Genomic DNA, 13,762 nt, shown 5'->3' with positions numbered 1-13,762 from the left:
AAGATTTAATTAAGCATGGGAGCCTCACAGTACAGTTGTACTTGATTACGCCCTTCATTTTTTGCGTGATATAAGGCTTTATCGGCTTGATCTAATAAAGCACTTCTATCGATATCTTTGCCAATTATTTGGCTACTAATACCGATACTGATGGTCAATTTTATTAATCGATTGTCCCAAAGTATATTCAGTTGACTGACGCTTTGGCGAAGTTGCTCGGCGACTGTGATGGCGCCTTCTTTATCTGTGTTAGGAAGGATAATAGCAAATTCTTCGCCGCCAAAACGTGATACAAGATCCATTGGCCGTTTTAAATTGATTGTGAGTGCATTAGCGATAAGCCTTAATGCATGATCGCCTGCTAAGTGGCCAAAGCTGTCATTAATGGATTTAAAGTGATCGATATCCAACATGAGGATGGATAAGAAACTTTGTTGTCGACGACTCATTTTGATTTCAGCCAATAAACGTTTATCAAAAGCATTACGGTTTTTTACGCCAGTTAAACTGTCTACTGTGGTTTGCTCTTTGAGTTTGGCATTGGCTTTATTCAGCTCTCTAAGGGCGATTTCAAGTTCAAGGGTTCGCTCTTGTACCATCAACTCAAGCTTCTCATTATGTTTGGCTTCTGCGAGTAATGCTTGTTCTTTAGTTTGTTGAATGAGTTCAGCTTGAGCTAATGCTTTTTGCTGAATATTCAATTTTTCTTGGCGTTCATCGTTATAGCGGATCGCGAGCACTGCTGCCATAAAGATAATTTCAAAACTTAAGCCTAACATAAAGGGGAGTTGAGGCTGAAACGGTAAATCGAGCAGATCTAGATACATTAACCCTGATATAACGCTGCCAATTAATACTGTCGACCAGCCAAGGGTATAGAGTTTTGCCAGTTTATGCCCTTTAATGCCTTGAATAATGGCCATGAACATGAGTAAGGAGCTATTGGCCAATAAGGAGATAATATTAATCACTATGGCTAATTCGTAGGAGAGGAATGGGCCGAGGAGCAATAGAATAACCGCATAAGTGATGCCGTAGCGACACAGCTTGAGCATGCAAGGACTTTGGTGTTTTAGCTGCAGGATCTTCTCAGTAAATAATAAACCAAAAATCATGGATAAAGGCAGTAATATTGGCACCATAAATTGTTGTAAAATAGGCCATTGAGGCCAAATAAATCGAAAAGCAATGCCATACAAAGTGGCGACAAATAAGGTGATTGAAAAAACGTAGCCAGCATAATAGCTGTAACTGAAAGAGCCAGATGTGATGGCAATAAATAAACTAAAAAGACCAATTGACGCTAATGCACCCAATTGAAATCCATGTAACAGGGAGAGGTGATCGGAATATTCGGTAAAATCATCAATAGGCCATAAGGTGAGCGGAATACTGGCTTGACCTTTAGTATCAATTTCTAAGAAAAATTGATGCAGTTCATTGGGCTTCATATTAAATGAATAGACGAAATTATTGTTGATTATGGGCCTTTGAGTAAAAGGAAACTTGTCACCCATAGTTAATCCTGCGACCAAATGGTTTTGATTAAAATGATACAAATTCACCTTATCTAAATGAGGGTTATCTAAAGATAAAATACGGTGTATATTATCTTTTCCTTTATTATAAAGGTTAAATTTTATCCAGATTTTTTGGCTGTCAATGTGCTTAATCATATGAGCGGGTAATGCTCGCCAACTCTGCTCTGGTTGATTTTTGATATGGCCGATATTGCTTGTGGTTTTAATCGTGTAGTTTAACCAAGTGGAGAGTGAAATTGGGCCTGTAGTTTGTTGATCAATACAGATCACAGAATTGGCTTGAACCGCTTTAAAGGGTGTAAAAAAAAAGACCGCCAACAGCAGAAAAAAGCGATGCGTCATACTCGCCCATCCAAATTAAAAAAACGTAGACTGTTCTGGTAAACATGATGAGTAAACTCAACACTATCCTGCCCTCTTAGTGTGGCGATATACTGAGCGATATGAGGCAAATACTCAGGTTTGTTTTGACTGGATTTAGGCTTAGGTCTTAATGTGCGGGGCAGTAAATAGGGGCTGTCTGTTTCGATCAGAATACGATCATTAGGAATATCCACGACGAGTTCAGCAAGCTCTTTTCCGCGTCTTTCATCACACACCCAGCCAGTGATCCCAAGATGTAAATCCAATTTAAGATATGCGTCTAAACTTTTCCTATTTCCTGTAAAGCAATGCAGTAGTGCGCCATTGAGATCGGTGCGATAGGCTTTTAGTATGGCTAAAAAATCATCATGAGCATCCCGTTCATGCATGAGCACGGGAAGCTTAAGACTCGCTGCCAGTGCCAGCTGTGCTTCAAAAGCTTGACGCTGTTTATTCCGTGGCGAAAAATCTCGGTTGTAATCTAAGCCACACTCACCTATGGCCACGACAGGGGAATGTGCACTCAGTGCTGAAAGTTGCTCAAGGCTGCCTATTTGCCATTGTGAGGCTTGATGAGGGTGAACACCTGCCGTGCAAAAAAGTTGTTTAGGGTAGTCTTGGCATAGAGAAATGGCTTTGTGACTTTCTGTTAAATCACTGCCAATGATAATTAGGGGGGAAACATGCTGTTCAATGGCTGTTTGAATAATGTGTTGGCTGTCTTTTTCTAAGCTGCTGCCAATGAGATTGACAGCAATATCTATGTATTTTGGCATTAGTAGAGACGTTTCACTCGAATAGTTGTGTTTTGATCATCGCGCCCAAGGATAAAGGAGCCTAGTGCGCCTGTTTTAATAAATAGGGTTTCATTGACTTTGACTTTAAAGTAACGAGAATCTGTTTGCTTCCAGATTTGGCCATTATTAAAGGTAATTTTTAAGGCACCATAAGGATTTTTTTCAACTTGGGTAACCTGAGCATAAATTTTCTCTATTTGTTCTTCCTTTGGCTTTTCTTTTAGGCCAAAGCTGTCTTCAGCCGTCATAATTTGAGGCGTAGCGTCTTTTGGTGAAAGGTGAGCCGAGGTGACACTTTTTCCGTCTTTTACCGCGCTGGCAAGCTTATCAAAGCAAATGAGGCGGTCAAGCTTATCGAATACGCTCGAACATTGCATTAGTGCATGTTCCATATCGGCGAAGACATTATTGCTGAGTAATAAACTTGTTAATAGTAATGTAATACGCATGAGTAAGGGCCTTTTATTTTATTATTATGTATTAAGATTGCTCGGTTTTTCTTGTTCGTTATTTGTAGACGAACAGAAATAGAAATGTAATTTATTCAGTCAGAATATCATCTGATACTGGAATTGCAATTGTCTTATACTAAAGTAGTCAAACCATTGAACGACAAAGGTCAATGAAGGTGAAGACATGCTTACATTTAAAGTTGATTCAACTATCACGAGTATAAAACGATATTCATCGTGCAGCTTTTAATCTCGACTGCGGTATATTGCGGTAAAAGTATCGCAGTCGAGTGTTTGGGAAAGGCGTATTTAGGTTTCTTTTGTCTCGTTCTGAATATCCTCTGCCTCTTCGTCTTCATCGGTCGATTTAGGCTTATAGAAACGCGCGCCTAACAGGCCTAATTCAAATAAAATAAGCATAGGCACCGCAAGCATAGTCTGTGAAATGACATCAGGAGGGGTTAATAGCATGCCTATAACAAAAGCGCCGACAATAATATAGGGGCGTTTACTTTTTAAGGACTCAGGGGTGGTGATCCCCGCCCAGCAAAGTAGTACGACAGCAATGGGGATTTCAAAGGCTAACCCAAAGGCAAAAAACAGTTTTAAAATGAAGCTTAAATAGCTGCTGATATCCGTTGCGATTTGCACACCTTCGGGAGCAACACTGGTAAAAAAGGCAAAAACCACAGGGAATACGACATAATAGGAGAAAGCAATCCCTAAATAAAATAATAATGTGCTGCTAAAGAGTAATGGCACGACTAAGCGTTTTTCATGCTTGTAGAGCCCTGGTGCGACAAAAGCCCAAATTTGATAGAGCACATAAGGGACGGCAATAAAAAAAGACAGCACTAAGGTTAACTTAAAAGGGGTAAAAAAGGGCGCGGTGACATCGGTTGCAATCATACTACTGGATGCAGGCATGGCTTTCATTAATGGAATGGCGATATAGTGATATATATCATTAGACCAGTAAGCTAAGCAGATAAAAACGAGAAGAATACTGCCGATGGCATGGAGTAATCGTTGACGTAATTCAAGTAAGTGCGAAATGAGAGGTTGTTGTTGATGTGACATGCATTATCCGTCAGAGTGGTCTAACTGGTTACTTTTTTTAATTCTGGAATCTTTATCTGTATTGTTATCTTTAACGGCAGGCTCTTTGTTCGTGGGAGCAGGATCGCCGTCTATTTGATAAGGGCGATGAACGGAGTCGGCCGCTTCTTTCAGTTTGTCAACTGACTCTTGTAATTCTGGCGCAAGTTCTTTTAAACCTTGTTGCTCTGCTTTTTTTAAATCGGCATGCAGTTGTTCAATTTTTAATTCTTGCTCGAGCTCATCTTTGACTGCATTGGCCATTTTTTTCATTGTACGGATCCAAGTAGAAATGGTGCGTACAGCGACAGGTAGCCTTTCGGGGCCAAGTACCACTAGGCCCAAAACGCCAATCAATAGCAACTCCATAAAGCCGATACCATCGAACATAAATCATGACACCTATTGTTTATCTTTTGATTCAGCTTTCTCAGCCGCGGTATTCGCTTTTGCAGCTGTGGTATCCGTTTTATTGACTGTATTGTCGGTGGTGTCTTCTTTAATGGCTTTTTTCTCTTCTTCGCTAGACATGGCGTTTTTAAACCCTTTTACTGCGCCACCGAGATCGCCGCCTAAAGAGCGTAATTTTTTTGTACCAAATAATAGAACGACAATTAATGCAATGATCAGCAATTGCCAAATACTAATGTTACCCATGGAAGGATGCCTCAAAATATAGATATACAGCTATTATACCTGAATACATAAAGATTGCAGCTGCCGTCATAACCGGATTTAACAATCATTTACCATTTTGTGAGCAAGGTGGGCTAAGTGTGCGTATGAAGGCTGTGATACTTGATGGTAAGTACAAAGAAAAATAATATGTTATAGAGCATTTTTGTTAGCTCAATAGTGGAACATGAGCTAACAATATTTCATTATCTATTCATATTAAGCGACGGTCAAATCCTAAAGCTTTCCGCTTTTAGGCCGAGTGAGCCAACCCACCACCCAAGTAATAATGCCACCGCCAATAAAGGTGTGTGTGATCCAAGGGGTAATGCCATTATTAAACAACATGACACCACTTAAGACTAAAACCGCTGCGGTGATCAATAAAAAGTGGCTCTTATGAGCCTTTCTTTGTTGTTGTAGATAACGGTCAAGCAGCTGATTTTGCGAGTTAACAAAATTCCGTCCCACTTTAAGGTTATCATAGATAAGTTCGGGAAGCTCAGGCAGCTTATCGGCCCAATAGGGCAGTTTTTCTTTGGTTTTTTGGTACAAAGCTTTGGGACCGACTTGCTCTGCGACCCAATCTTCTAAAAAGGGTTTTGCCGTTTGCCACAAATCAAGTTGTGGATAGAGTTGACGGCCTAAACCTTCGATATAGAGCAAGGTTTTTTCAAGTAATACTAGCTGAGGCTGCACCACCATATCAAAGCGTCTGGCAATTCTAAAGAGTTCAAGGAGTACATGACCGAAAGAAATTTCATTCAGAGGTTTATTAAACATAGGTTCACACACAACTTTAACCGCTTGTTCAAACGCGCTGATATCGGTATCTGGTGATACCCAACCTGATTCAATATACAATTGGGCAATGCGGCGATAATCTCGATTAAAGAAAGCCAAAAAGTTTTCAGCTAAATAGCGTTTATCTTCGTTAGTGAGCGTGCCCATAATGCCAAAGTCGAGACCAATATATTTTGGATTGCTTGGATCCTCGCGGCTCACAAAGATATTACCTGGGTGCATATCCGCATGAAAAAAATTGTCTCTAAACACTTGAGTAAAAAACAGTTCGACACCCCGTTCAGCCAAGAGTTTGAAGTTGGTGCCTTGTGCTTTTAATCCTGTGATATCAGAAACTGAAACCGCATCGATGCGCTCCATGACAATTAAACGGGTAAAGCAGAGCTCTTCATACATATAAGGGATGTATAAGGCATTGGAATTTAGGAAGTTGTTTCTTAATTTTATGGCATTTAAGGCTTCTAACTTAAGATTTAGCTCACCTTCGATGGTGGTGCGATAATCCTCTATCACCTCGACGGGGCGAAGGCGATTGTTGGGACCAAGCAGAGTGTCCAGTAAGCTCGCCACTCGCTTCATTAAATGTAAATCAGCACTGACTTTATCTTCGACATCGGGACGCAATACTTTTAGAACGACCGCTTTGCCATTGGATTTGAGTGTGGCGGTATGGACTTGTGAAATGGATGCCGATGCCAGCGGTGTGTCATCAAAATCATCAAATAAAGTATCAATGGGCGCATTGAGCTCAGCTTCAATGGCGGCGCGAGCGAGAGCCGTTGAAAAAGGTGGAACCCTATCTTGTAACATAGACAGCTCTTTAGCCCATTCATCGGTTAACAAGTCTCGCCGTGTGGATAGCATTTGTCCAAATTTAATATAAACAGGTCCAAGTTCTTGCATAGCCAGTTTTAAGCGCTCACCGCCCGCACTGGTTTTATGTTGATTTTTAAGCCAAAACAAACACCGCCTGAGTAAGCGAAAATACCAAGGGGTTAACTTGGCGGGTAATAGCTCATCGAGCCCAAAATGCAGTGTGGTTTTAATGACCTGATAAGCGCGGCGAAAACTACTGGTACTCATGGTGTTTGGGTTACCTTGTGGCTGAGACACTCAATTCTTTGGCTAAGTTGATCCAGCTCTTTGACTAAGCTATCGACTTGATCGCTAAACTGTATATATTCTAATTTATGAGGCGCAATTCGGTACTCTTCAGTGGCCAATTGACCGAGATGGGAGCGTGTTTTTTGATATAAATTGAGCAGCGATTGTTGAGTGTGTTTCACATGGCGAGTGAGCACGTGGGTCGGCGCATCCCCTATATAGCGTGACAAAGGTTCGGCTAAATCAAATTTTAAGGCTTGAATAAAGCGACTAAAGGCTTGAAGAATGCTTAAGTTACCTTCCAGACTCAATTTATCCTGTTTGATCAGCTCAGTTAAATTAGCCCCTTCTCTTAGTTGATACAGTGTTGTTAAATCCACATTGACTCGTGTGGCAACATCGCCTTCATAATGGGTCAATACCAGTATTTCATCGGCAAAAATAAAATACAGTGTCCAAGGTAATTGGGTCAACTTAATACCTATGACTTGGTGATGTAGCTCATGGCACTGAGCATAATCTTCAGGAGATTGTGCGATGAGTTGTTTAAAGCTTGTTTCTATTGCGCTGCAAAGCAGTAAGCTGAGTTCACGTTTCATAAATTGACCCAAGTGGCAATGATTAAAACTTATAGCCTTTATGTAAAGCGACGATACCATCTGTCATATTGGTATAGGTCACTTGCTCAAAGCCCGCATTCGTCATCATTTGTTTTAAGGTTTCTTGATCTGGGTGCATGCGAATTGATTCAGCTAAATACTCATAGCTGTCAGCATCTTGGGTAATGACTTTGCCCATTTTAGGTAATACCTTGAAACTATATAGATCATAGATTTTTCGCATGACCTCATGCTGAGGCTTAGAAAACTCAAGAACCAATAACTTTCCGCCGGGTTTTAGTACTCTCAGCATTGAAGCGATGGCTGTTTCTTTATTCGTGACGTTACGCAGCCCAAAAGCAATGGTGATGATATCAAAATGGTTATCGGGAAAAGGCAAGGCTTCGGCATTGGCTTGAACGTAATTGACGTTACCGACAATGCCTTTATCTCTGAGCTTGTCACGACCGACTTTTAGCATTGAATCATTAATGTCGGCGAGGATCACTTGCCCCGTCGGGCCAACTATGCGAGAAAACTTGGCGGTTAAATCACCTGTTCCGCCAGCTAAATCAAGGACTTTCATTCCGCTTCTTGGCGCTGCACTTTCAATGGTGAAGCGTTTCCACATACGATGAATACCAAAAGACATGACATCATTCATAATGTCATATTTGGCAGCAACAGAGTGAAACACACCAGCAACCATATCTTCTTTTTTATCAATGTCGATGGTCTTATAACCAAAATGGGTACTGTTAGAGTTATCTTCTGGCATGTTTTTTTCCTATAAACGGGCAAGTTAAGACAGGTACGTATGAGCTAAATGAATGCTTTAGTACTCGTGATATCAAAAAGTGAATAATTTTTGCCGCGCAAAGCCTTTCAAATTTAGCTGCGCATTACACCATAATATTAGTCAATATTGAATAGATAAGTGACCACTGGAACTCAATTTGTGCCTTGAGTCTCAACTTGAAGCATGATGGGAATGTACCTTAACTTGTCACAAAAAAATCAGCGCTCTATTACAGCGCTTGCTCTAACTCGTTTTTGTGAGGTTTTCTATGGTGATTATCACGAAATGCAGTGAAAAAGTGTTGCTATTTGCATCAAAATTAGGTTAGTTATTAATAGCTGTAATGAAATTGAGTGGGCTGTGAGTGAGCTTTGAGGTATAGTACGCGGCTGAATATGTGCAACGTAGTTAGTTTATTTTAAAGGTTAGCTTAGTTTGAATAAAGAATATCGTGTTGATTTAAAATGCGTTCCGTCATTACTTTCCCTTTATCGCAAGATCTTTTTCGTGCGAAAACCTGGGTGGGATGAACAGCCTCTGCCTCATATCTCGGTAGCGACAAAGCAAGTTAAATTAGCAAAAAGCAAAGTAGCGCGTTACGCTAAAGTCTGCGGCTTTGAGTTCGATGGAAAGACGTTGCCGTTAACCTATTTGTATGTGGTGTCTTTTCGTTTACACGCGAGTATTTTTACCCATGAAGGCATTACCTTTCCTTTATTAGGTATTATTCATTTAAAAAACAGTATCACACAATATCGCGCTCTGAGCATTGATGAAGGTTATGACATTGAATGTGCAGTGGTGAGCAGCAAAGTCACCGATGCGGGTTTAGAGTTTGACTTTTTGTCAAAAGCGAAAGTGGATGGTGAGCTGGTTTGGGAGTCTTTGTCGACGTATTTGTACCGAATAGAAGGGCCTAAGCGCCGAGTTCGACCGCCAAAAGCCAATGATATGAATTGGGCACAACCTGTTAATTGGAGCTTACCAGAAGATATTGGTCGCCGTTATGCTAAAGCCTCTGGCGATTATAATTTGATCCATTTACACCCTTTTTTCTCAAAACGTTTTGGTTTTGAGCGAGGACTGGTTCATGGTATGTGGTCTAAAGGGCGCTGTATAGCGCAAATGATGCCGAAGATTGGCGATCGTGCCTGTAAGGTCGAAGTGGAGTTTAAGCTACCTTTGTTTATGCCCTCGGAAGTCAGTTTTGATGTGGAAAAAAACGATGATAACTTGGTTTTTGAGCTGCGAGATCATAAAGGTCGCCGTCCACATTTATCCGGTGAAATTCATTTCATTGAATAAAAACATTCGCTGGTTAGCATCGAATAAAAAGGAGCCAATATTGCTCCTTTTTTCGTTTTTTTATTCTGCTTTTGGTAAAGGGCTAGCGTTGTCGGTATATATATGCACATCCCGTTGCGGGTAAGGAATACTGATCCCTGCTTTGTCAAAGGCGAGTTTGACTTCGCGAGTCACATCCCAGTACACATCCCAATAATCACCACTGTTTGCCCAAGGTCTCACAATAAAATCAATGGATGAGTCACTTAATGTGTGCAGTTTTATAGTGGGCTCAGGCTCTGCTAAAACTTTTGAGTGGGCCTCAATGATTTGATGAAGTAATGCTTCAGCTTTGGCAATATCATCGCGATAGCCAATACCAAAAGTCATATCCACTCTTCTGTGTGTCTCAACACTGATGTTATGTATGATATCCCCCCAAATTTTATTGTTGGGAATGATGAGTCGCTGATTATCAAAGGTGTTGATCGTCGTTGATACTAAGCTCATATGGCTGACTTTGCCTGACACACCTGCGGTTCGAACCGCATTACCGAGATCAAAAGGTCGATAAATGAGGATCATCATGCCTGAGGCGAAATTAGATAAGGTATCTTGCAGGGCAAAACCTATGATAATGCCAGCAATTCCAAAACCGGCCAGTAAGGGGGCCATTTGGATCCCCAGCTGGGATAAGGCAAACAATAAACCAAAGAGAAAAATCAGCTTACCCGATAAATTAATAAAAAATTCCTGCAATAATTGGCTGAAGTTTAAACTTGAATTACTTACGGTTTTTTTAACTAAGCGACGGATCATTTTTCCTAAGGCATAAAAAAACAATAAGATTAGAATGAACACCACTAATTTAAAGCTGATACTGGGCCCATGCTCCACTAATTGGTTTTTACTGGACAGTATCCATTCCTCCAGTAAATGACTGGCCACATCTAAGTTTAGAATATCTTGGGTGATGTTCCCTGAGACCTCAAATAAGGTTTGTTTCAGCTCGGTGGTATCTTGTTTTAGTTCGTCAAGCAATACAATTAAATCAGCAAGGCGAGTTGAATATTGGTTTAAGGCTTTATTTAACATTAATAGCTTGGCAGTATTTGGAGTGTCATTGGCTGTGCTCTTGTTGTTTGAAGTCTCATTATTCAGTGCAATGGCTAACTTATCTTGGGTATAACGAATAACACTATTGAGCTCATCTGCGCGAAGGGTTAACTGAGTCATTAAATCTTGTTGCTGTTGCTCGACATTCAGGTTTAAGGCTTTCGCCCAGCCAAGGGCTTCCCATTTAAAGCGGTATAATCTGTCTCTTTGCTTATCGATTTGGGCAAGTTCAGCCATCAGGGCTGCATCACTGCTTCCGCCTAAGGCTTGATTAATGCGCGTATGTTCTCGCTTAAAAAAATTATCAATGCGATTAATAAAGCTCACATGCTCTTTGACATAAGGCACGAGGCGAGTGTTATCAAAGGTATCAGTGTTCATGAGTTGTTGAATTTGCTCATGCATTAATATGGAGTACTCTTTAATACGGTATTGAATAATGGCTTTCATTTCGCCTTTGGCATGGGCTAAGCGGCGAATATCTCTGTCAATGACACTTTGAATGTTATCGAGGCTGGCAATAAGGTGTTTAGTATCTACTGAAGGCGTGGATGCATTCTTGGGGGCTGCCGATACAGGAAGGCCAGCAACACTAGCAACACAGAAAGTCATTAGACAAAAGAGGCAAAAATGAGTGAGAAAAAATGCGTGATTTCCTTGCATAAAATGGTTCCTATGTCGATGCCTAAGCATCTTGAAGCATCACTTAGTGAGTAGAGTGGGTACAATCATTTTAGACGTAAATAGTAGAATGAAGTGAAAGCGAGAGTGAAGGCGATAATAGCAGTAACCCTTTAGTGTCATTTTTGCTATACTCATGGGTCATTTTTTATGGCTGAGTTTGATGCAAAAGTGCATTCAATGCCATTCAATCCCTTTCAATCCCTTTCAATCTCTAAATAAAGAGAGATAAAGAGAGATAAAGAGACAAAGAGATAAAGAGAGAGTCGCTGCCGTGTTATGCACCCATTGTCATCAAGCTTTTAATGTCGCTAAAGTTGAAAACCATAGAGGCAAGGGCCTCAAGGCGCAAATTCAGTGCCCGCTTTGTGAAGCATGGCTAGGTCGCAATCCCATATTAACGCGGTTAAAAATCATGGGGTTTTATGTCGGCGCATCAGCGCTGGCCACTTATTACTGGGCACCTGAATATAAGGCCATTGCTATTCCCGTGTCGATTTTATCTATCATCACTCTATTGGTGTCACATCTAATGGATCACTTAAAAGTCATTGAGGCACCCATGGCGCCTGAAGTAAATAACGACGAGCATTTAAGAAAGTATCGTTAAGACCAGATCTTGAGAGATAGATAGTCCATTTCGTTTAAGCGCTTCTCCTTGAAGTGCTTTTTTCATTTTTGATGATCAGTATTGCGCTAATTCAATTGCTTGAGCAAAAACGCTTTGCGGATTGCGGATAAAACTCTTCGTTGATTTTATATAAGCGCCTTTCTTGTAATACCAATTCCATCACTCATTTCCAAAATAGCCAAAATCTAACCCGCTCAAAGTATCTATTCGTTCAAATAAAACCTTAAAATTGTATTTTTTAGGTTTTATTGTTTTCATTTTGTTATGAGGGTGTTGATTTTATTTTGGTTTATATGTAGATTGTGCCGCTCAAAAAATGAATTTAAATGGATATTTGAGTGGGTTGTTATGGCTAAACAATGGATTTGTACTTTTTTTGTACTTTTTTTAAGTGTCAGTGCTCATGCTGAAATCTTTGAGCAAGCCTATGCCCCCATTGGCGTGGGTGACATCACTGTCATGATCCCTATCGATAGGCAGCCCGCCGCTCCTATTACATTGTCAATGATGCAAACCGAATCCAATTATTTATTAGCTTGGGATCCCAGTAGTGGCCAACGTTTTAAGTTAGAGCATTGGGTCGATGGGGAGTGGGTTTTACTTTCTGATAATATTCTAACTCATCAATATCAAACTTCACAGAATAATGGCCCTCAATTTAGAGTCAGTGCCTGTGATCAATACGGTTGCTCTGACTGGCAAACTGTCAATAATACTGTAGATGGTGATGTGATGATAAGCCGTTTTAGCAGCTCCTATCATGCTGTAGAACGTGGCCAAAGGATCAGCCTTGCTTGGAATGTGTCATCAGCCACTGAGCTTAAGATCACGAGCAATCAAGGCCATCGCTTTAAAAGTTACTTAAACAAAGGTCAGCAAAATTTTTATATCAACCAAATAACAGAATTCACTTTAACGGCGACAGGCTTTGAAAATACTTATCAACAAACCCTCACAGTATCGCCAGCCGCTGTTATGCCTGATTTTCAAGCCCAAGCTCAGCCAGACACTTATACTCAACCTTTACTGGCGCTGGTGCTGAATAACAATGAAACTATGTTGCCCATTGAGCGAGCACTCTTATCAATGACCCTAACCGACGGCGATAATTTACATATCGTCCCTCAGCATGACAATAAACTGTCTCGCGTCAGTGACTCTGGCGAGTTGATATGGACCCAAGCGCTTAATGGTATGGTGGCGAATCAGCCCATATTGCAACTGACTGATGCGCATCAAACAGAATATTTATATTTTGGTGTGGCGAGCCTTGATGGCAGTGGGGAAATTTGCCGTATTCATATCGATGGCACTGACATGCAGTGCCTCACCAAAGAGCCCGATAGTCCAAATGCGTTAAATAGTATGGTTGCCGGGCCTGTAATAGTTAATGGGCGTCTCTTTAGTTTTGATATTCAGGGTCACTTATATGAAGTGAGTACAGACTTGAATGTTAATTGGAATAACAGTGGGCAGTCCGATATAAACGGTTACCGTTACCACGCCAAAGTGCCTTTAACAGAAGGGGATACTATACTCACGCCTCCTGTGGCTGATAAAGTAAAAAACAGTCTGATCTTACGCACTCAACTCGATAATGTGATGGCTATAGAGATCCCATCATCTCAATCTAGCATTAGTAATTTACTGCAAAAAGCGACGGCATTTTTTAGCTTGATGAGCACTAATGAGACAGACAAGGCATCCGCTACAAATATCAACACCAATACCAATATCAATACCAATACTAGCAATAAAACCAATAATACATTAGCCATTAAATGGACTAAAGCTCTAGCTCAGGATGAGGCACGCTAA

At 40.7% G+C, this 13,762-nt stretch carries 13 protein-coding genes; 3 read left to right on the top strand and 10 right to left on the bottom strand.

Features of this window, described 5'->3' with window-relative positions; all coding sequences use genetic code 11:
• Nucleotides 1–5: 5 nt before the first annotated feature.
• The 9 genes from Q0791_RS05635 to ubiE form a co-directional block, all read right to left on the bottom strand.
• On the bottom strand, nt 6–1,883 hold the full coding sequence (locus Q0791_RS05635; RefSeq protein WP_299003659.1) for a diguanylate cyclase: 1,878 nt from the start codon (nt 1,881–1,883) through the stop codon (nt 6–8).
• The gene (locus Q0791_RS05630; RefSeq protein WP_299003657.1) at nt 1,880–2,680 is read right to left on the bottom strand and encodes a TatD family hydrolase; all 801 of its coding nucleotides are present in this window, start codon (nt 2,678–2,680) and stop codon (nt 1,880–1,882) included. The genes Q0791_RS05635 and Q0791_RS05630 overlap by 4 nt, the downstream gene beginning before the upstream one ends.
• The gene (locus Q0791_RS05625) at nt 2,680–3,150 is read right to left on the bottom strand and encodes a hypothetical protein (protein WP_299003655.1); all 471 of its coding nucleotides are present in this window, start codon (nt 3,148–3,150) and stop codon (nt 2,680–2,682) included. The genes Q0791_RS05630 and Q0791_RS05625 overlap by 1 nt, the downstream gene beginning before the upstream one ends.
• 312 nt (nt 3,151–3,462) lie before the next feature.
• Complete coding sequence (gene tatC / locus Q0791_RS05620; protein ID WP_299003653.1) at nt 3,463–4,233, bottom strand: twin-arginine translocase subunit TatC; 771 nt, start codon at nt 4,231–4,233, stop codon at nt 3,463–3,465.
• 3 nt (nt 4,234–4,236) lie between these two features.
• Nucleotides 4,237–4,641 (bottom strand): Sec-independent protein translocase protein TatB, encoded by a 405-nt coding sequence (tatB, locus tag Q0791_RS05615; RefSeq protein ID WP_299003652.1) that lies wholly within the window; start codon nt 4,639–4,641, stop codon nt 4,237–4,239.
• A gap of 12 nt (nt 4,642–4,653) precedes the next feature.
• On the bottom strand, nt 4,654–4,908 hold the full coding sequence (tatA, locus tag Q0791_RS05610; RefSeq protein ID WP_299003651.1) for a Sec-independent protein translocase subunit TatA: 255 nt from the start codon (nt 4,906–4,908) through the stop codon (nt 4,654–4,656).
• Between the two features lie 255 nt (nt 4,909–5,163).
• Nucleotides 5,164–6,813, bottom strand: a complete 1,650-nt coding sequence (gene ubiB / locus Q0791_RS05605) for a ubiquinone biosynthesis regulatory protein kinase UbiB (RefSeq protein WP_299003650.1) — start codon at nt 6,811–6,813, stop codon at nt 5,164–5,166.
• On the bottom strand, nt 6,810–7,433 hold the full coding sequence (locus Q0791_RS05600; RefSeq protein WP_299003649.1) for an SCP2 sterol-binding domain-containing protein: 624 nt from the start codon (nt 7,431–7,433) through the stop codon (nt 6,810–6,812). Before Q0791_RS05600 ends, ubiB begins: the two co-directional genes overlap by 4 nt.
• A gap of 22 nt (nt 7,434–7,455) precedes the next feature.
• Nucleotides 7,456–8,211 carry a bifunctional demethylmenaquinone methyltransferase/2-methoxy-6-polyprenyl-1,4-benzoquinol methylase UbiE gene (gene ubiE, locus Q0791_RS05595; protein ID WP_299003647.1) on the bottom strand — a complete coding sequence of 252 codons (756 nt, stop codon included), beginning with the start codon at nt 8,209–8,211 and terminating at the stop codon, nt 7,456–7,458.
• 456 nt (nt 8,212–8,667) lie between these two features.
• Between ubiE and Q0791_RS05590 the strand changes: the two genes are divergently transcribed.
• Nucleotides 8,668–9,537 carry a MaoC/PaaZ C-terminal domain-containing protein gene (locus Q0791_RS05590; protein WP_299003645.1) on the top strand — a complete coding sequence of 290 codons (870 nt, stop codon included), beginning with the start codon at nt 8,668–8,670 and terminating at the stop codon, nt 9,535–9,537.
• Nucleotides 9,538–9,597: 60 nt separating this feature from the next.
• On the opposite strand, the gene Q0791_RS05585 is transcribed toward Q0791_RS05590, so the two are convergent.
• Nucleotides 9,598–11,295 carry a mechanosensitive ion channel family protein gene (locus Q0791_RS05585; protein WP_299003643.1) on the bottom strand — a complete coding sequence of 566 codons (1,698 nt, stop codon included), beginning with the start codon at nt 11,293–11,295 and terminating at the stop codon, nt 9,598–9,600.
• A 292-nt stretch (nt 11,296–11,587) separates the two neighbouring features.
• Here Q0791_RS05585 and Q0791_RS05580 point away from each other — a divergent pair, with 292 nt between their 5' ends.
• Both Q0791_RS05580 and Q0791_RS05575 read left to right on the top strand, forming a co-directional pair.
• Nucleotides 11,588–11,923 carry a hypothetical protein gene (locus Q0791_RS05580; protein ID WP_299003641.1) on the top strand — a complete coding sequence of 112 codons (336 nt, stop codon included), beginning with the start codon at nt 11,588–11,590 and terminating at the stop codon, nt 11,921–11,923.
• 369 nt (nt 11,924–12,292) lie between these two features.
• A complete protein-coding gene (locus Q0791_RS05575; RefSeq protein WP_299003639.1) occupies nt 12,293–13,762 on the top strand; it encodes a hypothetical protein in 1,470 nt (489 codons plus the stop codon).

The sequence above is a fragment of the uncultured Shewanella sp. genome, from assembly GCF_947495455.1.
In the GTDB taxonomy this organism is placed as follows: domain Bacteria; phylum Pseudomonadota; class Gammaproteobacteria; order Enterobacterales; family Shewanellaceae; genus Shewanella.
This window is presented reverse-complemented; position numbering and strand designations above follow the sequence as displayed.

What these genes read in the sequence shown, in the direction of transcription:
- Q0791_RS05635 (WP_299003659.1), bottom strand. Translation starts at nt 1,883, where the DNA reads ATGACGCATCGCTTTTTTCTGCTGTTGGCGGTCTTTTTTTTTACACCC.
- Q0791_RS05630 (WP_299003657.1), bottom strand. Translation starts at nt 2,680, where the DNA reads ATGCCAAAATACATAGATATTGCTGTCAATCTCATTGGCAGCAGCTTA.
- Q0791_RS05625 (WP_299003655.1), bottom strand. Translation starts at nt 3,150, where the DNA reads ATGCGTATTACATTACTATTAACAAGTTTATTACTCAGCAATAATGTC.
- tatC (WP_299003653.1), bottom strand. Translation starts at nt 4,233, where the DNA reads ATGTCACATCAACAACAACCTCTCATTTCGCACTTACTTGAATTACGT.
- tatB (WP_299003652.1), bottom strand. Translation starts at nt 4,641, where the DNA reads ATGTTCGATGGTATCGGCTTTATGGAGTTGCTATTGATTGGCGTTTTG.
- tatA (WP_299003651.1), bottom strand. Translation starts at nt 4,908, where the DNA reads ATGGGTAACATTAGTATTTGGCAATTGCTGATCATTGCATTAATTGTC.
- ubiB (WP_299003650.1), bottom strand. Translation starts at nt 6,813, where the DNA reads ATGAGTACCAGTAGTTTTCGCCGCGCTTATCAGGTCATTAAAACCACA.
- Q0791_RS05600 (WP_299003649.1), bottom strand. Translation starts at nt 7,433, where the DNA reads ATGAAACGTGAACTCAGCTTACTGCTTTGCAGCGCAATAGAAACAAGC.
- ubiE (WP_299003647.1), bottom strand. Translation starts at nt 8,211, where the DNA reads ATGCCAGAAGATAACTCTAACAGTACCCATTTTGGTTATAAGACCATC.
- Q0791_RS05585 (WP_299003643.1), bottom strand. Translation starts at nt 11,295, where the DNA reads ATGCAAGGAAATCACGCATTTTTTCTCACTCATTTTTGCCTCTTTTGT.
- Q0791_RS05575 (WP_299003639.1), top strand. Translation starts at nt 12,293, where the DNA reads ATGGCTAAACAATGGATTTGTACTTTTTTTGTACTTTTTTTAAGTGTC.